Below are 20,618 nucleotides of genomic sequence, written 5' to 3'. Positions count from 1 at the left end.
TCACGTACTCTTGTTGAATAATGAAGTCAACTCATCCAGTTTTTTTAAATCTTCTATTAGAAGGATTATGTTTCCGTAGTTGTAGATTGTTCTTGTGAAGTCGTCAAGTAGAGTGTTTTGTAGGAGACGTTCGAGCTCAGGTGATTTTGGTTGCCTCTTGAATTCGTCATACAATTTTGATATCTGCTCGGAGAATTTTAAATTGAAGTTCCTAAACTCTTCTAAAAGTTTGTACACTTGCACATATGAACTGTTGAAAAGTTCTATCCGGAAAATGCAAGGATGATTGAAAGACGAATTAAGAGAGTGTTTACTCACCAGGCGCTTAATGGAAAGGGCAACGTAGATCTCAAGAAGAAATTCGAATTCTTTGTCTGCAAAAATCTCCAAGTTCTTTGTTAGAAAGTTACTGTTTAGAGATATTACACATTCAAGGTTGTTAAGTGTGTTTTCTACTTTAAGAAAGCTGTTATTGTAGATTTCGTTGTACTTTAAGTGTTCCAGCGACAATGCATTGGAAATTTTAAATTTCTCAAAGTTTTCTGCGTTGAACGTAATCAGATTTTCAAGAGGTAGGAGTTCATTCGTCTCGTATTCGTTCACGTTAAATAGCCACCCATTGAGCTCTTCATGATATCGTCTCACAGGTTGCAATCCCAGAAGATTCACTATGTTAAGTGAGTGCAGGTCAATGAACTTTTCGTCGTTTATATCCACAATTAGTGGTGCATAATAATCAAGAAGTTCTTGGAACGTGAAGTTAGGGTCATAATAGACCTTCAGAAGATTCCACCCTTGATTTATTATGAGCAAACGATGCCAGTAAGAACGAGCAATCTTAAAAGCGTATTTATTTAAGTGACTCTCTTTTTTCTCTCAGTGTAAAGACGTACGCGAGAATTTCTGCTACCGCTTTGTAAAGTTTTTCCGGTATGGCATCACCAAGTTCGGTTGTGTAGTATATCTCCCTCGCGAGTTTCGGATTTCTAACTATTGGAACATCGTTTTCCCTTGCTATTTCAATTATTCTCAGTGCGACTCTGTCAACCCCCTTTGCAACCAAAACGGGTGCGAAGTCTTTTTCCGGGTCATACCGCAACGCACAAGCAAAGTGTGTTGGGTTGGTTATAACCACACTTGCTTCCGGTACTTCCTGCATCATTCTGTGCATCGCATATTGCATCATTATCTGCCTTTGACGTCTTTTTACTTCAGGGTTCCCTTCTATTTCTTTGAATTCTTCTTTTACTTCTTGCTTAGTCATTTTTATACTCTGCTCGTATTCGTAGCGCGAAAAATAGTAGTCAGCTATGGAAACAACCAATAAAGCTATTGAACACTTGATTATGAGTTCGGTGAAAGTACTCCAGACAAGTAATGCACCGTCAATTAAGCTCGAGTCAGCAGTGACCATTATTTTCTGGAAATTGCCCTTCAGTACACTGTATCCGACAAAACCAACTATCAAGAGTTTGACAATAGCTTTCGCCAATTCAAAGAGAGACCTCAGCGAAAACATTCTTTTAAGTCCTGTTATTGGATTAAGTCGGTTGAGGTCGAGTTTTAGAGGCTTAAGTGTGAAGAGAAAGCGGGTTTGCAGTAGCCCGATGATGAGCGAGAAAAACGCTGCACTGAGGACCAGAATGGAAACTGACATAAAAGCGGATGTAAAAGGTTTAAAACCATAAATCAGAAAATCTTCAAACGTTCTTATATCGGTGTCCGAAATCTCAAAAGTAGCTGTAGTACCATCTATTAACGCATTCAAAAGCGTCTTCCCAGTAAATAGAAATAAGGCAGCTACGAACAAAAATCCAAGTCCGGAGATAAACTCACGAGAAACCGGTACTTGACCTTCCTCGCGTGCTTTTTGCCTCTTTCGTGGGGTCGCCTTTTCTGTTTTATCGGGATCTGCAAACAGCTGCAGATTTATTGTGGCTATCTTGCTAAGAGTTGGTTGAGGTAAGGCTCCAACTTGTAAACCATCCTCGATATCAGTTCTATCCATACCGGTATCATCCCCACAAACAGTACAAAGAGTATCAACGTTGAAGCTGGCATGGCAACCATAAAAACGTTCATTTGTGGCACAAGCCGAGACAGAATCCCAAAGAGTACGTTTATCAGGAACATCAGACCTATTATTGGTAATGCTATCTGTAAAGAAAATAAAAAGGCATCAACGAAAATCTTTACATACAGGCTGCTGACTTCTTTGAACGGGACTTCCGAAAGCAAAAGGGGATATTTTTGAAATGATTCAACAACGGCTTTATATAGTATCAAATGTCCTTTTAATGAAACAAATATGTAGACCGATATTAGGTAGATGAATTCACTTGTTAAGGGTGACTCTTCCATCGTTGGGTCTAGTGAACCGCTAACGTTAAATCCCGACTGAATACCGAAAATCTCGCTACCAACGTAAACAGAGCTGACGATAGTGTAAGCTATTAAACCGATAATAAAGCCTATGAAGAAATTATACAACACAGAAGCCACGATTGTTACCACTGGTAATGGCAGTAAAACGGGAATTGCAACGTTAGGAAGAGTGACATAGCCGAGTGCCAAAAGTAGGATTATCATGACTTCCAGTGGTAAAGAAAAGCCCGCAAAAAATGGAGCTACTACCATCATCCCGGTTAACCGTGAAAGGATGAGTCCGTAACTCAGGGCATACCTTTGAAGCAGGTCATATATCTGGTTCATGTTCAAAAAAATCGCCTCGCCTAATTAGGCTAAATTTTATAAAAGAAACTGTCAATAATAAGTAGGAGGACTATCTACTTTCCGAGTTTTTGAAAACGTGATAATTGTACAGTACCTTGCTTCTCGGGCTGTCGTTGTAATATGGTCTTGTACAGTGCGTGCATCCGGATGTTAGAAATGCCTTGGATACATCGATAGAACTGTCAAATCTTACAGACTTCAAATTTCCAAATTCATCGAAATCGACATCTGGTTTTTGATTTGCCTCGAAGATAAGGAATCTAAGCAGCTGTATATTTCTGTATCTTTCAATAGATGGTGGCGACAGATGAGCCAATTTCGTGCCTCTGACAGGTGTAAAAGCAAAGAGCGCAATTTTGACGTTGTAAGATTTCATCAGTTTAAATATTTCATAAAGCTCTCTGTCCGTTTCGCCAAGCCCGACGATAATGTGTGTAGTTATTCTTCCTGGATACCTACTTGCACCGTATCGAATCAAAGATAACGTATATTCCAGAGGCCATGAGCGATATAGCATATGAAACCCTTTAGAAGCAACGTCGATGGCCATCCCTAAATCGTCTACTCCTGAGTTCATGAGTGTATCGATTTCTTCTTCGTTCTTAACTCGTGTAGACACGGATATGAGTAAATCGTTGTTTTCATTTGAAGACCTGAGATGTTTAATCACTTCAATTATATCATCAAGATATCCTTTGTAATTGACCGTTTGGATACAAACTCGCTTGAACTTGGAACTAACTGAATTCAAACTATCCACGTTTACTATTTTCCACACTATTCTTGATAAATAAGAGTTGTCACTTTCGGAATCTTTTGCATGTGTACAGTAAGCACAGTTGTACATGCATTTTCCATCAAGCATAAGATAGGCAGTTGGCATTTCATCAGGGATTGACTCCCCGTTAAGCAATTTCCATGTCCAGTAAGAAGCCCTCAGGAGCATCTTTACGCTGTCTCCTCTTTAGCGAATTGGATTTCATAAAGCTTGTAGTAAGCACCTTTCTTTTTCAAAAGCTCGAAATGTCTTCCTTCCTCTGCAATCCTCCCGTCGGCAACGACAACAATTCTGTCTGCGTTGACTACTGTAGAAAGTCGGTGCGCAATCATTATTACAGTGTTATCTTTGGACAGTTCCCTTACTGCTTTCTGAATTCTGTGCTCTGTTTCCACATCGATATTACTTGTCGCTTCGTCGAGTATGAAAATCTTAGCACCAAAAAGCACAGACCTGGCAAGTGCTATCAACTGCCTTTCACCAGCGGAGATACCTTTTCCCCTCTCAACGATTTCAGTGTATATGCCCTTTGGCAACCTCTGTATAATCTCCAGCGCTTCAACCTTCTCAAGAGCCTTGTACACTTCTTTCTCGGATATTTCATCGTGGAAGAGGCGGATGTTATCTAAGAGCGTTCCACTGAACAGCACAACATCCTGAGGAACAGCGGAGACCTGCTTTCTCAGAGCGTGAATATCGTATTCTTCCAGCGGCAAGTCGTCGATTAAAATCCTTCCTTTTTGAGGTCTATACATTCCATTTATGAGGTTCATTATTGTAGTTTTACCTGCTCCTGTTTCCCCAACGATTGCAACAAGCTCTCCAGGGATAAAAGAAAGGTTCACATCTTGCAAAATCCAGCGTTTGTTGTCGTAACTGAACCACACATTTTGAAATTCTATCGTTCCTTTTTCTATGGTCTTTTTCCCATCCGAACTACCTTGTTCCTCTTGGGGTTCGTCCAGTAGTGCGAAGATCTTTTCACCACTTGCGATAGTGTTTTGTATGATATCGTACTTTTCAGACAAGTCTTCGATAGGTCTCATGAATGTGTCGATATAAGACACGAAAGCGTAGAGGTCTCCAAAATTAAGAATCTTACCTAAGATGTACTTTGAGCCAAACCAGATGATGAGGGAGAGAGTGAGATAGTACAAAAAGTTAATCAGCGGTCTGAATATACCAAACACATACAATTGGTTCATACGGGCTTTGTAGAGTTCTCTGTTTATTTGGTCAAACTCTTTTCTTTTGTATCCTTCCGCGTTGAACAATTTTGTTACAGGCATTCCGGCTAAATTCTCAGCGATGTACGCATTAATTCGAGCGATGTTTGTTCTTACTGCACGGTATGCTCGAATATCGAAGTATCTGAAAACTGCCATTGCAACGATGATAATGGGGAAGACGTAGATAATGTCAAGAAAGAGCCGTGAACTGATGCTCCACATCATGATAATTACACCGACGAGCAAAAAAACGTCGTTAACGATGCTTGTTATCACCGAAGTAAAGAATTCTTGCACATTTTGTGTATCGCTTGTTATTCTTGTTGTTATCTGCCCGCTGGGATGTCTATCGAAAAAGGACATCGGGAGTTTCAGAACATGGTCGTAAAGCTGCCTTCTAACATCGTAAACTACACGGCCGCCAATGTACGTAGTTACGAGTATGGAAAGGTACTCAAAGAGGAATATTCCCCCAGAAACCATCAAGAACAGGAGCGCCTGCTTAGATATTCCCGTTATTTTTTCAGCTGTTTGTAGCGTATCTGATAGTATGTAAGTGTTTATAGCCTTCCTTACAATTTGTGGAGGCAGAAGTGATAGGTACGTGAGAACAAGCACCACAACTATTGCCAGTGCCAAAAGATGCCAATAGGGGAGGGCATATTTTAGTAGCCTTAAGAACACACTTGATTTTTTCTTTCTTTCCTTCTCTTCCGACATATCTTTTGTCTTCACATCGTTCACTCCCTGAGAAATGTTTAAACTCCGATTACTCAAACTCTATTTTTCCTGTGATTTTGGATTTGTAACTTCTTTCATCTGCGAGTTTCAAAACCTTGTAAATATCCCCTTCTTCAGGATAAAGTGCCACACCTGTTGAGAAAGACAATTCGGTTGCTCTAGCGAAACACTCGGAAATTCTCTCAATAACCTTTCGGACAACCTCTTTTTCAACAGACTTGATAATCAGTACGATTTCGTCCCCACCGTATCTGAACGCCAAATCTTCTTTTCTTATATTCAAATTTATGCACTTTCCTAACTTCTTAAGTACCTCGTCCCCTCTTTCGTGCCCGTACATATCGTTAATGAGCATAAATTCATTCAAGTCCAAAAATGCGACTGAAAACTGTCCTACGGGAGAACTTGCAATGAACTCCTCCAACGACCTGCGGGTCCTCAGACCTGTTAAAGCATCTATTTCTGCCTTTTCTTTTATGGCTTCAAGGAACCTTTTGTTTTCAAGAACCAGCACCATCTGATTACCAAGGTCTTTGAGCACTGCGAGTTGGTAGTCGGAAATAGGCTTTCGGTCGAAATTATTGTCAGCTAAAAGCAACCCGACGAACTTGTTGCCACTTTTGAGGGCCATAACTGCGAACTCATTTACAATATCGAACTCCTCAGCGATTTTTGGTAAATCGCCTTTTGCAACTATGTGAGGTTCACCATCAAGGTATTGTGTTATTTCATCCTGCCTTATGATTTTTCCTTCGTAGACCAATTCCAATGCCGACCTAAAATCTTTTGAAACCGTCTCCAAAAAGTCTGACATATTCAGTTCTATATCCTCAATCGCTTCCCAAATCCCGTGTGCCTCCTCTTCACTTCGAGGACCAAGGGCTTTTTGAAAGACGAATTGACCATCGGTGTAGTAGAAGAACATCGCTCTATTAAAAGAACCTGAGTAACCTGCGGTTATGCCAGTTAGGAATGCGTAAAGAATCGTGTTAACATTGCTCTCAGGTTTTAAAACGTACTCTGTGATTATCCTTGTGTTCACAAAGCTTTGAGCTAATCTCGTTGCGTTATGGTGTATGAAAAAGAGCACTCTTGAGATCTCTTCAACTCCTTCAACGATCATCTTCCGTATGATTTCTGGAACGGGCCGTTGCAAATCTTGGTAACTTAACAAGAAACCTCCAAGGTTTGCTCTCATTTCTGCTTTTTGTTCATCAACATTATCAACTACCACTATTTTATGGACTTTGGCGTTGCGTAGCTTTCTAGCTATTCTCCAAATTTTGTAGAGATTCTCTGGAACTTTTTCGGGATCATGGTGAACGTAAAGGCTTACGTCGAAAGGTATATTGTATTTAACTATTTCATTGAGTATAAACGAGAGATAACTATCTAGGTACGCAATTTTGATTTTTCTTTCAAAATCTTTCCAATGCACTACCCTCACGAGCAGCTGTTTAGCTATCCATTCCAAGAACTCCGTATCCCTCTCATCAAACGGTGCCTTGAAGTGGCTATCTATGTCGATTTCCCCGAAAACGCTTCCATCGTTTCTTAGTATTGGAACCACGATCTCGCTTTTTACATGAGGGCTACAGGAAAGGTAATTGGTCTCTGAGCTCACGTCTTGAACAACAAAGGTTAATTTCGTCGCAGCAGCCTGTCCGCAAATTCCTCTTCCAACGGGTATTCGCACGTGCTCTGTAGGTTCACCAACGTACGGTCCCAGAACAAGGATGCCATCCTCTTTCTCATCCATCAAATAAAACCCCGTCCAGTTGTAGTACGGAACATTCTTATCCAGTAACTTGCAAATATTTTGCAGAAGGTTTTCGTTATCAAGCTTTGTGATTTCTTCTTTCAGTTTTGAGAAAATCTCGGATTTATCGTAATAATCTCCTTCCATATCCCCGTGTCTAAAATGAACAACTGCTTGATACACAGCATCAGAAAGCTGCGAAAACTTTCCCTTCTTCCAAAGTGAGAATACATCGAAAACTATAACTTTTTCGTGTTTGCCGTCAACGACTACCCAATCCTTTTCTCCAATTCCGGCAATGAGATAGACAACAAAATCTTCACGTGATAATTCCAAATCCCGAGCATTCTTTCGAATCCTTATGGATAGTTCTTCCTTGAGCTTTTCTTTCTGTTCTTCATAAACGTGCGAAAATTCGGTCAACTCGTTCCGTGATATCTTGGAAAGTTTGTCGTAGAAGTTTTCAAAACGCTTTGCGTAATTTTCGGTTATTGGTTTAAACGGAAGTCTGTCCCAAAAATCCTTCCAGAATCTCTTTTCGTACGTCAAAATTTCCAGAAAGTCATCAATGTGGTTCTCAATAAGACTCCTCATCTTCGTCACCTCGGTAGAGTTCTTCTAAAACTTGATACTTCATATCCTCCGTAACCAAAATTTTTAGAGTGCGTTTGCCGTAAGACACTTCTAAAATATCCCCGGGCTTTACCTCGTAAGAAGGTTTCAGAATTCGTCCGTCTTTTTTCACAAGACCAGCCTTTGCTACTTCCTGGGCTATTGTTCTTCTCTTTATTATCCTGTTGGTTTTGAGAAATTTATCTAAACGCATGATACCACCACCTGAGATATTTCGGCAACACCAGAAATATTATACCACAAAAACCAAATGGTTCGCAATACGAACAGAAACTTATTCGTACCACATTTTCTTGTAATTATTTGCGGCATTCCATAGCATGTACTCTTTTATCCCGAGGTCTTTGACGGCTTTTATTTGCTTTCTAATAGCCTCTTCATCATACACAATATGTCCTTTCACCCATGTTGCAGTGAATGATTGGAGCCAAGGCCTGATTCTCGCCGGTGTAGGAATGTGGAGATTTCTCCTAAGTCCATCTCTGATTGCATTGTATACTGTTTCATATGGATATGCATCAGGTACGCTGAGGCCAAAGGAACCGTTTGCATAGTGGCTTGGGTACACCATAGGGCATATGTAATCAACAACGTTTGAGACAGCTTCCCAGTACTGTCCAATACCCACATCGTCAACTGCCGTAGAAACAAGACCGAAAACATCGGCTGCCAGTGGAATATTGTAAGGTTCTAATTTCTTCTTTGAGTAAATGAGGAATTTTTGAATTGCCTCTGCAAAAGATTCGTTTCCAACCTGTCTTAAATTAACTCTTCGTTGAGTTTCCTTGGTAAGTTCGGGGAACCTCACATAGTCGTACTGTATTTCCTCAAATCCCACTTCGGCAGCTTCCATGGCCACTTTTACATTGTATTCCCATAACTGTCTATCATATGCCGATGCCCACGGTACTTTGTATATTCCCATGTAAGGCTCACCTGTGTCTTTGTAGACTATAGACCGGTCTTTGTGGGCTCGTGCGTAGGAGGGGTCTTTAAAACAAACGATTCTCGCGATCATGTAAAATCCTTGGTCTTTAAGTTCTTTCACAATCTGCTTCATTTCGTCCTTTTTAAAGAATGCTCTTGAATTCGCTTCGGGAACAAACTTCGCTGCGGCTTCTGTTTCAAAAAGCATAAATCCATCGTCATCTTTTACATCTACGACAAATGCATTAATATTGGCTGATTTTGCAAAAGACACCCATTGCTGGATCTTCTGAATATTGTTAAATGACCATCTTGTAAGATATATAGCTCTTACATTTTCTATCCTTGCTTTGATCTTCTTGAATGGTTCAAACGATAATTCGTCGTAATCTTCACCGGTTATCGGCTTTAAAGAATCACTTAAAAAGGTTGAACGAATCCATCCTTCTGCAAAACCTTTTGGGGTGTTGTACCTTACCTTTGCAAACTTAGTGTTATTGTAAATTGTTTCATCCAGTTTCTCCACATAACTCGCGTATTTAAGCGTATCAACAACTTTACCACTCTCAGGAGTATCAAAAACACTTACATTAAACGCGATAACGTAATGATACTTGCGTGTGGAAACCAGGGTTTCAGGTTCACTCTCAAGCTCATTTTCTAAAACCTTTGTCTGTTCGAAAGACTTTGTGTTATCTTTTTTTGATTCGGCTCGTTCGTCTGACAAATTAGTCGGTGTACTCTTGTCAATCTTAATGGTTGCTTCGTTATTGGTAGCCGGTTGTACATTTTCGTGCTTGGGTAATAATGTCGCGTCAGTTGATAGTTGCAGAGGGATAAGAGTCACAGAATCATTAGACAACTCGAGCTTTGTAGAAGAGGAGAACTCTGTGTCCAGAGCTGTTTGTGTAGGATCTTGTTCCAAAATTTGCGTCTTGTCTGTAGTTAAAAGAGTATCCTGAGTAGTTGGTGTAGTAGTAACAGTGACGTTGGTAGGATGATTTGAATCGCTGACTTGCTTTGTGTTCAGAACATTGCTTTCAGAGAATATCAAAGAGAAGAAGATAACAAAGGTTACGAAAAAAACAGCGAGTGCAACCAACCCAATTTTAAATTTAGTTTTGCGGATCCTCTCTAACATGAGCTTCCCGCTCTGGCTAAGTCTGTAAATCTTGTTGAGTTTCTTGTACTCTTTTTCTGTTCTCTTGGTTTGTCTGTCTCTCCCCATGTTCTTCCTCCTCATCCCCATCCGAATGATTAAAGTAGAAAGCATTTTGGATTTGCAATAATCAATTATAGCATTAATACTGGGAATTTGAAGACTAATTGTTATTTCGGTAAGTATTTTTTCAAAAAGGTATTGACTTTTTTCCTTAGGGGTGTATAATGAATCATCCGCTGAAAAATGGAACAGCGGCAAGTCAGAAAGATTTTAGGAGGCGTTATCGCATGAAAGGTACAGTTAAGTGGTTCGATGCAAAAAAAGGCTACGGTTTCATCACCAAAGAAGACGGAGAAGACATTTTCGTTCACTTCAGCGCTATTCAAGTTGACGGTTTTAAGACACTCAAAGAAGGCGACAAAGTCGAATTCGACGTTCAGAATGGTGCAAAAGGTCCTCAGGCAGCCAATGTAAGGCTTTCAAAGTAAGCTTTAGAGGATGACACAATAAGCCCCCAAATGGGGGCTTTTTTCATTGAATCAATTATCAAATTTGATTTTTCAAAAAGACAGATAGAATATATTGACTTTTTTGTCGTGCGGGTGTATAATAAATCAACCGCTGTAAAAAAGCGGTGAGTAAATAAGATTTTAGGAGGCGTTGTTTCATGAAAGGTACAGTTAAGTGGTTTGATGCAAAGAAAGGCTACGGTTTTATCACTAAGGAAGACGGAGAAGACATCTTCGTTCACTACAGTGCGATTCAGGTTGAAGGATTCAAAACACTCAAAGAAGGCGACAAAGTCGAATTCGACGTTCAGAATGGTGCAAAAGGTCCTCAGGCAGCCAACGTTAGAATTATTAAGTAAGCCTGTAGAGGATAAAAATCAGCCCCCTTCATGGGGGCTTTAACTTTTTTAATTACTCGCTGTTATTCGCTTTCTGTCTTGGCCTTTCCTGAGTTTCTGCTGTCTGTAATGTAGAACCCACTACCTTTGAAGACAATTCCTACTCTTCCTATCGCCTTCGTCATCCTGCCACCGCATGAAGAACAAACAACCGCCGGAGACTCATTTATGCCGTGCATGTGAACTTCTTCGTTTCCACAGTTCTCACATACGTATCTGTACATTGGCATGTTATCACCTCCAATGCTAGAAAGATTGTCGTAAACTTTCACAAAATATTATAGCGTTCAGCTTGTGAAAATTCAACTGCAATTAGGTTAAATAGTCGTTTAACCTCATTATGAATTCATTTATGGCACAGCTAAATTTTGGGACTTGACAAGAAGAAGGTTTTATAATATCATTTTTATCGCAATGTAAAAACAAAAAGTTTCAAAAAGTTAGGACTTGACAAGTTTTCCGAGTGTGATATAATAGAAAATGATGTGTGAGTGTTCCGGCGTAGCTCAATCGGTAGAGCGGGTGGCTGTTAACCACTAGGCTGGGGGTTCGAGTCCCTCCGCCGGAGCCAAAAAAAGGACGACGAAAAGTCGTCCTTTTTTCCATCATTCTGAGCATACCTATTTGGTTTACAGAAGCTCCTTCCTAGATCCCGCCTTGATTTCCATTGTTATTTTGTCTCATCTTGGAGCAATTTTTTCTGAGCTATCTGTGATAGTCTTCTAACATCCGATTCGGTAAGGAACCTATCTGGAGATTCGAAGAAATCTTTCACAGGCAATATTCTATAAGCAATCTTGTTCCCAATTTTGTATCTGTGGACCCATGTGAGGATGGGATTCACATCAATTACACCTTTTACAGGATGGTATGCTACATCTAGTATTACACCTTCATCAGTACCAGAGGTTGTCATGTTTGAAAGGAAGTTGCCAAGCGAGTAGGCTATGAGCTTTGTTTTTAAACCACATTTCACAAGTTCGATGCGTTGAAGAACATGCGGATGACTTGCTATTACCATATCTGCACCATTGTCCAGTGCAAAGTACGCAAGTTCTATTTGTTCTTTTGTTGGCCTTGTTTGATATTCGTTCCCGTAGTGGAAATAGATTATGACTATATCAGACGCCTTTTTCATTTCGTCAAGCACCGAAAGAATGGCAGGTTTTGATATATACATGAACATGTATTTGTGCTTTTCGTCAGTCGAGATACCGTTTGTTGAATAAGTGAAAGATGCAAAGGATATTTTGAAACCTTTCACCTCAACTACCTTGAAGAGTTTTTCAAGAGGTGTCAACCGCGCACCAACGTAGGTAAGACCGTACTTTGAAACCTTTGTTATGGTTTGTTTAAGTCCTTGCACACTTCTGTCAAGCATGTGGTTATTTGCCACATTGATAATGTCAAAACCTGCGAACTTTAGTGCGTCGAGCACTTCATCGGGTGAGGAGAACTGTGGGTATCCAGTGTATGGTTGTCCACCAAGAGTTGTTTCAAGGTTACAGAAAGCAATATCGCTTTTTTCAATGTATTTCTTTACATATGAGAAGATATTTTTAAAATCGTATCTGCCATTTGAGTAAGCGGAGTTTATAGTAGGCATGTGGAACATAACGTCTCCGACAAACGAAAATGTTATTTGTGTAGAGAAGATCGATGATTTTAATATGAAAATTAGCAAGAAGAAAAAACAAGCAAAGCTTTTGCAGAATTTGGATGGGTTCGACATGTCAAATGCGTCCCCCTAACTATATAAACAAGAACCCGGAGAAACCGGGTTCTTGGTTTATTATTATCATTGCTTAAATCATGCTTCCTTCACTGTATGTTGACAGGTCTTCGCTTAGCATCTTTTCAGAAAGTTTCCTTAAGTGTTCCTTTTCTTCGTTTATTATCTCTTCCACCGGCTTTGGATCGGGGATTAGTTGTTTAATCTCGTTATAGTATATTATGGAATCTTTTTCAACTTCGATGGCTCTTCTAAGAGCACCAAGCACTGTTTCTGGAATGTTTTCGTTTTCAATTTCAGGGAAGATGAAAGCCTTTGCATAGGTTTCAGCGTAACCACTTACTTCTTCATTTTGCCAAGTAGCCAGCGATGGGTCTTCTTGGTACTTCTTCATTATCTCCTCGAACCTTTTTGCATGGTCTCTCTCTTGTTGCGCAAGTTCGTTGAAGAAGACTTTGAGTTGACCTTGTGTTTTCTCTGCAAGTTTAGAATAATAGCTGTAACCTGCCGATTCCACTTTAATAGCGATGTTTAATAACTCTCTTCCTGTCATGTTCACACCTCCCAAAGATTCAGAATGTATTGAGCCTCGGCTCAAAATTTATTATACCATATTTGTAAGTTTAAACAAAAAGTTTCAGGGGCACATATGTTCGAATTAATAGTAGGATTTCATAAATTTCACAACGGCTTTCTTTTTATGTTTTGTTTTGTAACGATTAAATGGTATAATCTTAGAAAACGGTTGGTTTCTTAGTTTGCATGTGGGAGGGGATGAAAGATGGAACATTACGGTTGGCTAAGTATTTTACCGCCTGTTGTGACTGTGGTACTCGCACTTGTAACGAAAGAAGTTGTTTTTTCACTATTCACAGGTATTTTTGTGGGTTACCTTATCGTTAGCAACTGGAACCCCCTTACAGCGTTGATAGGTGTGACAGACGGGATTGCCAACTCACTGAACGATTCTTGGAACATTCGAATCATCCTATTCTGTGCACTGTTAGGAGCGTTTGTTGGATTAATGCAGGCTACAGGGGCTGCACACGCGTTTGGAAAAGCGATGGCATCAAAGGTTAAAAGTAGAAAAGGGACTCTTTTCATAACTTGGCTCTTCGGGATAATTATATTCATAGACGACTATTTCAACTCACTGACTATTGGAACAGTTATGCGTCCTGTTACCGACGAGCAAAAAATTTCCCGTGCAAAGCTTGCGTACATACTTGACTCAACTGCAGCACCTGTTAGTGTTCTTGCACCGATTTCGAGTTGGGTTGTAACGATAATGAGTATTATCAAAGGTTCGGACGGATTTTCAAAACTTGGAGTGAGTGAGTTTACATTTTTCATAATGCTTATTCCTATTAATCTTTATGCAATACTCGCGATATTGATGGTTCTCCAAACGTCTTTCCGTAAAGACTTTGGACCTATGGCAAAAAGTGAAGAGAGAGCTATTAAAGGTTTGGGCTTATACAACGAAGAGTTTGGACAACCTACAGGTGAGATAAAGGAAGGCATAGTTGTTAAAGAACATGCCAGGGCCATTGACATGATACTACCTATACTTGTTCTTGTTGGTCTTGCGGTTGTTTTCTTCCCAGTCACAACTTATCTTGGAGCAATAGATGGGGAAAATATCCACACGTTCTCTGAAGCTGTTAAGTCGATGAGTCTCAAAGAAGCATTCAATAACACAGATGCCTCAAAAGCGCTTTTTTACGCATCAGTATTCACACTTGTCTTCTCGTCGCTTTACTTTATACTCAGAGGTTTACTCACTATCCAAAAGGTTGGAGAGGCGATTATAAGTGGTATTAAGTCGATGGTGCCTGCATTGGTTATACTAACGCTTGCTTGGACGATCGGTACGGTTATTAAAGCTTCACCAGAGGATGGCGGACTTGGTTTGTCTAAATACCTCGCTCATATTGTTACAACTGGAGGTTTCCCACTGTGGGCGTTGCCCGTCGTTGTATTCTTGATTGCAGCGGCGATTTCGTTTGCAACGGGAACAAGTTGGGGAACGTTTTCGATAATGATACCAATTACCTTGCCTATCGCAGTTGCGCTTGCTGAAAAAACAGGTGCTAACCTTCTGAACAGTGCACTTATTTCTGTTGGTGCTGCAGTTGGAGGTGCTATATTTGGAGACCACTGCTCTCCGATATCAGACACCACGATTCTTTCTTCAACAGGAGCAAGTTGTCCACATCTTGAACATGTGGCAACGCAGATACCTTACGCTGTCTTTACTATGGTAATGGCCGCAATTGGTTACTTTGTTGCAGGGTTGCTTAACAACGCATTGGCAGGATTGGTTTCTGCTCTCATTGTTTTCTTTGTAGCTTTTGAAGTTATGGTGAGAAGGAGTAAGGTAAGGGAACAAGAATAAAAACATGAAACATAAAACATAAAAACAAAAACCCGGGGGTCTTTCCCTGGGTTTTTCTTTTGTATTTACGAGTTGTGCAAACGTCTGACCAATTAGATAAAAGCGTGCTATAGGGACTATTTGGGAGCGACATACTGATGTTCCCCTCTTTCGTAGAAAAGGATGTTTTCAGAAAGCTTCTAGCAATCATTTATATGCGATAAATTTTTGATATAATTGAATTAAGTAAGTTGGATTAGCCAATTTTCTGTCTTATGAAGTGGGGTATTGGCGATATGCAAAGGAAACTTATGAAGTACTCTGCGGAAATTCTTCTAGTTTTAATAGGCGTAACTGTACTGCACTTATCATTAATTGCCAACTTGCATCTTTTCAAAAGCGTCGAGACAATTGTGAAGAACAGTATAATCGACCAGGCACATCTTGCGTTAAATGTAGCGGTTGATAACATTGAAAAGATTTACCAAAAATACCTTGCTGGAGACATAAATGAGCAAACTGCTCAGAGATTAGTAAGAGAGTACGTCGAAACTTCATTTTTTGGTCCAGAAAATCTCGATTATTTTTGGATACTAAGTACTGACGGAGTACTTATAGCTCACCCTTATGAGAAAGAATACGTGGGTCTTCACTATATGAAAGTGGATGATGAAATATTGAGAACAGCTGCTGAGAGTATTCTAAAAGCAGCCAGATCCGGAATGAGGTACGCTGAGTATTCATTCTACAAATACGGCTCCCGTGAAACTGAGAGTAAGATTTCAGCCATAACCATTTTTGAGCCATGGGGTTGGATTGTTGGTACAGGTTTTTACAGGACGTCCATACTTGAACAAGTAAAGAAAGCTAGGAAAGAGGTTCAGAAAAGTTTTTACTTGGTCTTCGCTATCATTTTGGTTATCTATTCCTCTTTTGTCTTTCAGTACATCAAGAACAACGTAGAAAGAACGAAGATGTTAAAGCAGTTATCGTTCGAAAGAGATATACTCAAAAAGCTCATTAACTCAATACCCGAACCTGTGGCACTTTTTGGTCGATCAAAACAGATAGAAGTGTACAACCAAAGCTACGAGCGTTTAGTATTGGAAGTTGGTGATTTGAGTCAAAACATTTTAGCTGAATTATCAAAAGCGGCAGAGGAATTCAACAAAGAACTGACTGTTAAAACCTCATCGGGGACAAGGTGGTTTAGGTTAGAAATCAAGCGGATTTCAGATTATGAAAATACGTATGAAGGTTCTATCGTAGTTATGCACGATATAACAGATCAAAAGCTGCAGATACTGTTTTGGCAGGATAAGGCTTATCAAGACCCGTTAACTGGTGTGGCTAACAGAAATCTACTCGATAATTTTATTGAAAAATTTCCAGACCTTGGGGACAATTTTTCTATAATAATGCTTGACTTAGATAATTTCAAACAACTAAATGATGAGTACGGTCATCCTTTTGGTGATGAGGTCCTCAAGGCTTTTACTAAAATTTTAAGGAATTCTATAAGAAAGGACGAATTCTTGATTAGATACGGTGGTGATGAATTCTTAATTATCACAAAACAAGGTAAAAGTGCTGCGATAAGTATCGTTGAAAGGTTGCAAGAAAGGTTGGACCAACCTTTGGAAGTAGAAGGGAAAAATATTAAGATAACATTTTCTTCAGGAATTTCGAATTCTTTGGAAGATGGGAACAAGATTTTGGAACTCATCAAAATAGCAGATGAGAGGCTTTACGAAGCGAAGAAATCAAGAAATAAGAATAACAAGTCTACGAATCAATATTGACTTTTTCAAAATTTACAATTATCGAGGTCTGAAAACTACTTTGCGCTCCTGAACTGCCAAATAATATGTTTTGCTTGTTGGTTGATATTCGCCAAAAAGTGCGGTAGGAAGATCAAGAGTGTCACTAGAACTTCTTGTTCTTCTTACCGCACCGTCTTAAAAAAGTTTGATTTGCTTTTTTACTCAAACTAGCTATACTGTTGTCCTGAAGACCAACTATCAATATAGTTCGTATGGAACACGAAAATTTCAATTTATCAAATATCGTCTTGTATGTCAAGTTTATAGTCAATTAGCTCATCAGGCCTAAAGAATATAGACATCTCTCTTTCGGCATTTTCAACAGAATCACTCGCGTGAATAAGGTTTTTGGTGACTGTTAAAGCAAATTCCCCCCTTATTGTTCCAGCCTCAGCTTTGAGAGGGTCTGTTGCTCCGACTATGTGCCTTACCATTTCTATTACTCTTGGAGCCTCCAATACTATCGCTACTACAGGACCGCTCATCATAAATTCCACAAGCTCTTGGTAAAACGGCTTCCCTTTGTGTGGCTCGTAGAGTCTCTCACATTGTTCTTGTGTCATCCAAAGAAACTTTAGTCCGATGATTTTTATTCCCCTCTGCTCGAATCTCTTTACTATCTCACCGATGAGTCCCCTTCTAACTGCATTTGGTTTAAGTATTATAAAAGTTCTTTCCAAGAGCTCACCTCCAGATAATCATAATTGGAAGAGAGTGCACTCAATATAGCATCCATCTCGTTGTTCGGATACTTTGTTAAAACAAAAGTTGTGTTCTTTTCTTTGTTATCCTTTGGATAGTACTTGGCATGGAATACATCGCCCAAGTACTCAGGAAATAACCTTTCACCACACAACTCATTTTTGGTGGATTTTAAACCACCTAAGAGTTTGTTGATATCAAGGTTGTATTTCTTAGAAAACAATTCAAGAACTGCAGCTTGGATAGCGAATTTTACCTTCGGGTGGTTTGGGAAGTGCTCTTCAAGTATGTTGGTTATAACAAAGACATCTTCACTGTGCAATTTCTCGACGATGCTTCTGTATTCTTCAATCACACCCATGAATATTTTATAATTTTCACCGTTTCTTCGAATCGGAAGGATAGCTCCAGTTCCAGATATGTTGTTTTCCTCAACTCTCAGGACTATGTATTCAAAGTTATCCTTTCTCTCCAAGTTGTAGAAAAATTTCATTTACCATACACCTCCACCGTCTTTTAGAACTCAATACCTTGATCTAAGAGCTTTTGATATATTTCGGCGGCCAGATCCGGCGCAATTGAATTTATTTCGGCAAGTACCGATCTTCTTTCGTCAGGACTAAATGATTTTAAACTTTCGATGATTTCGTTTGCTGAGATGTTAGAATTCTGAACTCGAGTAAGAATTTCTTCTCTTGATAGAGCTTTCTGCGGATTTGGATTTTCTGATTGTGTTTGTTTTACCACGGTCTCTGTTTGAGTAGCAGCTTTCTGATTTTCTATTTGGGATGTTTCATCTGCCATAGATTCTGGTTGAGTAGGACTTTCCGATTTGTCCATAACATTGAACCTCGTGATCTTGCTATTGATCGGTAAAGAAATAGGTGTGTATCCGATCTCTGTTCTTATGGCGATTTCCCTCCATTTTGGTGTAACAACAAGTCCACTAACTTCTTTTACATTGTCTCTCGCCAATATGAACAAATACTTCCCATCGCCACCAACGAACCATGCGTAATTCTCTGCCGAACCAGATTTGCCGTATATCTTCCTTCCAGGCATTTGTGCAGACCGTGAAGTTCCCTCTGTAACTACTTTTTCCATAGCTCTTAGCATAAGGACCGAAGCTTCAACTGGGGATCTTTTGTCTAAACCTTTTGGAGCTTTAACAACGTTTAACAACGCCGGGGTATAAGAATAATAGAGGTATCCATTTTTATCTTTAACATATTCAACAATTCTTGGTTTTACGACCAATCCACCGGTGAATATTGCTGAATAGCCTTGTGCTATGTCAACTAGAGAAGTTTCTAATGTTCCGAGTGCTAATGTGGCATCGTTCGGATAGAATCCAGAGATCATCAAAGTATTCTTGAGAAAGTTCATAACAGTTCCTTGCCCGAGCTTTAAGAATAAGTTTATGGATGGTATGTTTAAAGAATGTGCAAGAGCGTATTCGATAGTAACTTTCCCGCGGAATTTTTTGTCAAAGTTCTCAGGTTCCCATCGGCCAATTTTTATAGGTTCGTCTGGAAGAGTATCGTCAAGATTGTAACCGGCCATGAAGGCAAGATAATAATAGAAAGGTTTGATCGCGGAACCGACTTGCCTACGACCATTTATGATACCAAGACCGTACGCTGCTCTTATTTTTCCAGTTGAATGTTCGACTATTAATCCTGCCCACTGGTCTTTTGTTATGTTGGACATTAAGAGTTCCTGTAGTTTTTTATCGATGGTTGTTCTAACTCGGAATCCACTCCTTAAATCTCCAAGCTCGAATCCGAGTTCTTTAAGTTCGGTAACAATCATCCAGAAAAGATCTTGGTCAAATGAGCGAGCAAAATTGTTTGTGGATCTTATGTTTATATTTTTCAGCTCTTCCAGTGCTCTAGAATATTCTAACTCAGTTAGAAAGCCTGCTTCTTTCATCTTTCTTAATACATTTTTGGTGAAATCTTTATTTAACTCCATAAGTGGATTCGCTTTCTCAGGAGACCTCAAAGTAGCTGTAAGCATTGCAACTTCAAGTGGAGTAAGTTGCTCAAGTGTTTTGTTAAAATAGAATTTAGCTGCCGCAGGAAAGCCGTAAACTCCGTTTCCTAAGTAAACGGAATTTATGTACATTTCTAAAATCTCATTTTTCGAGTAATTTTGTTCCAACCAGATCGCAATGAAAGCTTCTTTAATCTTGCGCTTCCAAGTCCTCTCTTGAGTAAGGTACAGAGTCCTGGCTAACTGCTGAGTTATTGTACTACCACCTTGGATCTCATCGGTGGTGAGTATTGTAAAAAGTGCCCTGGCAATCCCTATGAGATCAACACCGCTGTGGGTGTAGAATCTCTTGTCTTCAGATACTATGATACTGTCTTTCACCAATGCTGGAATGTCCTCGAAATCGATCCATACTGTCTTTGGACTGTATAACGGTGTACCATCAGAGTATTCAACGACTAAGCTTGTGGGAATTCTGTTTTGCGGTGCAGGGAGATTCACCGTGTATCTGTTGTAAATCATAAGTGGGATGGTGAACGATAAAATGAAGAAGGCTAAAAACAACAAGAAAAGAAACTTTTTCAAAGTGATCCCTCCAGCTCTAAAAGATATATCTTCCATGTGATCATACTTTTTCCATCCTTTGCTGTAAACCCACCAATAGAGTTTTTCCCAACAACCCTATGACACGGGATATATAATGGCAAAGGATTCGAGGCCATTGCATATCCAACAACTTTTGGACTCGTCTTACAAGCCTTTGCTAAGTCACCATACGTTATGATTTTACCATATCCAACGTTTTCTTTCAAATAAGACCAAATTTTCTCAAAAACAGGTCCAGAGGAATACTTGGCAGGGAAATCCAAGATCTTTCGATACCCACTTAAATATTCTTTAATCTGCTTTGTGAAGGTATTATCTCCTTGTTCTGGTAAGAATTCATCTGTTAGTTGTATTTGTTCACAGACGTCATTTATTGTATATATCAAAATACTACCAATTTCAGCTCTAACAACTGAAATTTCAAAGTTTCCCATCTTTCCATCTCCTTTCTTGTGTTCGTAGATTTTGTTGCTGGTTGATATTAGTTCCTAAATAGTTTAGAATATAACTTGGG

The 20,618-nt window shown here is 39.5% G+C and carries 19 protein-coding genes and 1 tRNA gene; 5 read left to right on the top strand and 15 right to left on the bottom strand.

What is annotated here, in order from left to right:
• From NA23_RS05800 to NA23_RS05765, 8 genes are all read right to left on the bottom strand, one after another.
• Positions 1-813, bottom strand: coding sequence for a hypothetical protein (locus tag NA23_RS05800; RefSeq protein WP_145974452.1), 813 nt, complete (start codon positions 811-813; stop codon positions 1-3).
• 37 nt (positions 814-850) lie between these two features.
• The gene (flhB, locus tag NA23_RS05795; protein WP_033191838.1) at positions 851-2,008 is read right to left on the bottom strand and encodes a flagellar biosynthesis protein FlhB; all 1,158 of its coding nucleotides are present in this window, start codon (positions 2,006-2,008) and stop codon (positions 851-853) included.
• On the bottom strand, positions 1,939-2,712 hold the full coding sequence (locus NA23_RS05790; protein ID WP_033192630.1) for a flagellar biosynthetic protein FliR: 774 nt from the start codon (positions 2,710-2,712) through the stop codon (positions 1,939-1,941). The genes flhB and NA23_RS05790 overlap by 70 nt, the downstream gene beginning before the upstream one ends.
• 70 nt (positions 2,713-2,782) lie before the next feature.
• The gene (gene lipS2, locus NA23_RS05785) at positions 2,783-3,679 is read right to left on the bottom strand and encodes a LipS2 family lipoyl synthase (protein WP_033191837.1); all 897 of its coding nucleotides are present in this window, start codon (positions 3,677-3,679) and stop codon (positions 2,783-2,785) included.
• Between the two features lie 2 nt (positions 3,680-3,681).
• The gene (locus NA23_RS05780; RefSeq protein WP_052107282.1) at positions 3,682-5,460 is read right to left on the bottom strand and encodes an ABC transporter ATP-binding protein; all 1,779 of its coding nucleotides are present in this window, start codon (positions 5,458-5,460) and stop codon (positions 3,682-3,684) included.
• A gap of 49 nt (positions 5,461-5,509) precedes the next feature.
• Complete coding sequence (locus NA23_RS05775) at positions 5,510-7,834, bottom strand: diguanylate cyclase domain-containing protein (protein ID WP_033191836.1); 2,325 nt, start codon at positions 7,832-7,834, stop codon at positions 5,510-5,512.
• Positions 7,818-8,066: a S4 domain-containing protein gene (locus NA23_RS05770; RefSeq protein WP_033191835.1), complete on the bottom strand. Its 249-nt coding sequence runs from the start codon at positions 8,064-8,066 to the stop codon at positions 7,818-7,820. The genes NA23_RS05775 and NA23_RS05770 overlap by 17 nt, the downstream gene beginning before the upstream one ends.
• An 81-nt stretch (positions 8,067-8,147) precedes the next feature.
• Positions 8,148-10,028, bottom strand: a complete 1,881-nt coding sequence (locus NA23_RS05765) for a putative glycoside hydrolase (protein ID WP_052107166.1) — start codon at positions 10,026-10,028, stop codon at positions 8,148-8,150.
• 221 nt (positions 10,029-10,249) lie between these two features.
• Here NA23_RS05765 and NA23_RS05760 point away from each other — a divergent pair, with 221 nt between their 5' ends.
• Both NA23_RS05760 and NA23_RS05755 read left to right on the top strand, forming a co-directional pair.
• Positions 10,250-10,450: a cold shock domain-containing protein gene (locus NA23_RS05760; protein ID WP_014451689.1), complete on the top strand. Its 201-nt coding sequence runs from the start codon at positions 10,250-10,252 to the stop codon at positions 10,448-10,450.
• 179 nt (positions 10,451-10,629) lie between these two features.
• On the top strand, positions 10,630-10,830 hold the full coding sequence (locus tag NA23_RS05755; RefSeq protein WP_033191834.1) for a cold shock domain-containing protein: 201 nt from the start codon (positions 10,630-10,632) through the stop codon (positions 10,828-10,830).
• Between the two features lie 62 nt (positions 10,831-10,892).
• Here the strand turns inward: NA23_RS05755 and NA23_RS05750 are convergent, their stop codons facing one another.
• On the bottom strand, positions 10,893-11,099 hold the full coding sequence (locus NA23_RS05750) for an FmdB family zinc ribbon protein (protein WP_033191833.1): 207 nt from the start codon (positions 11,097-11,099) through the stop codon (positions 10,893-10,895).
• Positions 11,100-11,364: 265 nt separating this feature from the next.
• Here NA23_RS05750 and NA23_RS05745 point away from each other — a divergent pair.
• Positions 11,365-11,440, top strand: a tRNA-Asn gene (locus NA23_RS05745).
• Positions 11,441-11,539: 99 nt separating this feature from the next.
• On the opposite strand, the gene NA23_RS05740 is transcribed toward NA23_RS05745, so the two are convergent.
• Positions 11,540-12,601 (bottom strand): CapA family protein, encoded by a 1,062-nt coding sequence (locus tag NA23_RS05740; protein ID WP_052107165.1) that lies wholly within the window; start codon positions 12,599-12,601, stop codon positions 11,540-11,542.
• A gap of 73 nt (positions 12,602-12,674) precedes the next feature.
• Positions 12,675-13,154 (bottom strand): ferritin-like domain-containing protein, encoded by a 480-nt coding sequence (locus NA23_RS05735; protein ID WP_033191832.1) that lies wholly within the window; start codon positions 13,152-13,154, stop codon positions 12,675-12,677.
• Positions 13,155-13,382: 228 nt separating this feature from the next.
• On the opposite strand from NA23_RS05735, the gene NA23_RS05730 reads away from it, so the two are divergent.
• Together NA23_RS05730 and NA23_RS05725 are read left to right on the top strand one after the other, a co-directional pair.
• On the top strand, positions 13,383-14,999 hold the full coding sequence (locus NA23_RS05730) for a Na+/H+ antiporter NhaC family protein (protein WP_033191831.1): 1,617 nt from the start codon (positions 13,383-13,385) through the stop codon (positions 14,997-14,999).
• 275 nt (positions 15,000-15,274) lie between these two features.
• Complete coding sequence (locus NA23_RS05725; protein ID WP_052107164.1) at positions 15,275-16,780, top strand: sensor domain-containing diguanylate cyclase; 1,506 nt, start codon at positions 15,275-15,277, stop codon at positions 16,778-16,780.
• 257 nt (positions 16,781-17,037) lie between these two features.
• On the opposite strand, the gene ndk is transcribed toward NA23_RS05725, so the two are convergent.
• The 4 genes from ndk to NA23_RS05705 are packed head-to-tail and all read right to left on the bottom strand — an operon-like array spanning position 17,038 to position 20,538.
• Complete coding sequence (gene ndk, locus NA23_RS05720; RefSeq protein ID WP_033191830.1) at positions 17,038-17,481, bottom strand: nucleoside-diphosphate kinase; 444 nt, start codon at positions 17,479-17,481, stop codon at positions 17,038-17,040.
• Complete coding sequence (locus NA23_RS05715; RefSeq protein ID WP_033191829.1) at positions 17,463-17,996, bottom strand: hypothetical protein; 534 nt, start codon at positions 17,994-17,996, stop codon at positions 17,463-17,465. The genes ndk and NA23_RS05715 overlap by 19 nt, the downstream gene beginning before the upstream one ends.
• Positions 17,997-18,019: 23 nt before the next feature.
• Positions 18,020-20,083 carry a transglycosylase domain-containing protein gene (locus NA23_RS05710; protein WP_033191828.1) on the bottom strand — a complete coding sequence of 688 codons (2,064 nt, stop codon included), beginning with the start codon at positions 20,081-20,083 and terminating at the stop codon, positions 18,020-18,022.
• Positions 20,080-20,538 (bottom strand): methylated-DNA--[protein]-cysteine S-methyltransferase, encoded by a 459-nt coding sequence (locus NA23_RS05705; protein WP_033191827.1) that lies wholly within the window; start codon positions 20,536-20,538, stop codon positions 20,080-20,082. Before NA23_RS05705 ends, NA23_RS05710 begins: the two co-directional genes overlap by 4 nt.
• Positions 20,539-20,618: the final 80 nt, after the last annotated feature.

The organism is Fervidobacterium islandicum (assembly GCF_000767275.3).
GTDB lineage: Bacteria > Thermotogota > Thermotogae > Thermotogales > Fervidobacteriaceae > Fervidobacterium > Fervidobacterium islandicum.
Note: the sequence above shows the minus strand (reverse complement) of the source record. Positions and strands in the feature narration are given on the sequence as shown.

Excerpts from the sequence above, each read along its gene's own strand:
- flhB (WP_033191838.1), bottom strand. The coding sequence starts at position 2,008 with ATGGATAGAACTGATATCGAGGATGGTTTACAAGTTGGAGCCTTACCT.
- NA23_RS05790 (WP_033192630.1), bottom strand. The coding sequence starts at position 2,712 with ATGAACCAGATATATGACCTGCTTCAAAGGTATGCCCTGAGTTACGGA.
- lipS2 (WP_033191837.1), bottom strand. The coding sequence starts at position 3,679 with ATGCTCCTGAGGGCTTCTTACTGGACATGGAAATTGCTTAACGGGGAG.
- NA23_RS05780 (WP_052107282.1), bottom strand. The coding sequence starts at position 5,460 with ATGTCGGAAGAGAAGGAAAGAAAGAAAAAATCAAGTGTGTTCTTAAGG.
- NA23_RS05775 (WP_033191836.1), bottom strand. The coding sequence starts at position 7,834 with ATGAGGAGTCTTATTGAGAACCACATTGATGACTTTCTGGAAATTTTG.
- NA23_RS05770 (WP_033191835.1), bottom strand. The coding sequence starts at position 8,066 with ATGCGTTTAGATAAATTTCTCAAAACCAACAGGATAATAAAGAGAAGA.
- NA23_RS05765 (WP_052107166.1), bottom strand. The coding sequence starts at position 10,028 with ATGGGGAGAGACAGACAAACCAAGAGAACAGAAAAAGAGTACAAGAAA.
- NA23_RS05760 (WP_014451689.1), top strand. The coding sequence starts at position 10,250 with ATGAAAGGTACAGTTAAGTGGTTCGATGCAAAAAAAGGCTACGGTTTC.
- NA23_RS05755 (WP_033191834.1), top strand. The coding sequence starts at position 10,630 with ATGAAAGGTACAGTTAAGTGGTTTGATGCAAAGAAAGGCTACGGTTTT.
- NA23_RS05750 (WP_033191833.1), bottom strand. The coding sequence starts at position 11,099 with ATGCCAATGTACAGATACGTATGTGAGAACTGTGGAAACGAAGAAGTT.
- NA23_RS05740 (WP_052107165.1), bottom strand. The coding sequence starts at position 12,601 with ATGTCGAACCCATCCAAATTCTGCAAAAGCTTTGCTTGTTTTTTCTTC.
- NA23_RS05735 (WP_033191832.1), bottom strand. The coding sequence starts at position 13,154 with ATGACAGGAAGAGAGTTATTAAACATCGCTATTAAAGTGGAATCGGCA.
- NA23_RS05730 (WP_033191831.1), top strand. The coding sequence starts at position 13,383 with ATGGAACATTACGGTTGGCTAAGTATTTTACCGCCTGTTGTGACTGTG.
- NA23_RS05725 (WP_052107164.1), top strand. The coding sequence starts at position 15,275 with ATGCAAAGGAAACTTATGAAGTACTCTGCGGAAATTCTTCTAGTTTTA.
- NA23_RS05715 (WP_033191829.1), bottom strand. The coding sequence starts at position 17,996 with ATGAAATTTTTCTACAACTTGGAGAGAAAGGATAACTTTGAATACATA.
- NA23_RS05705 (WP_033191827.1), bottom strand. The coding sequence starts at position 20,538 with ATGGGAAACTTTGAAATTTCAGTTGTTAGAGCTGAAATTGGTAGTATT.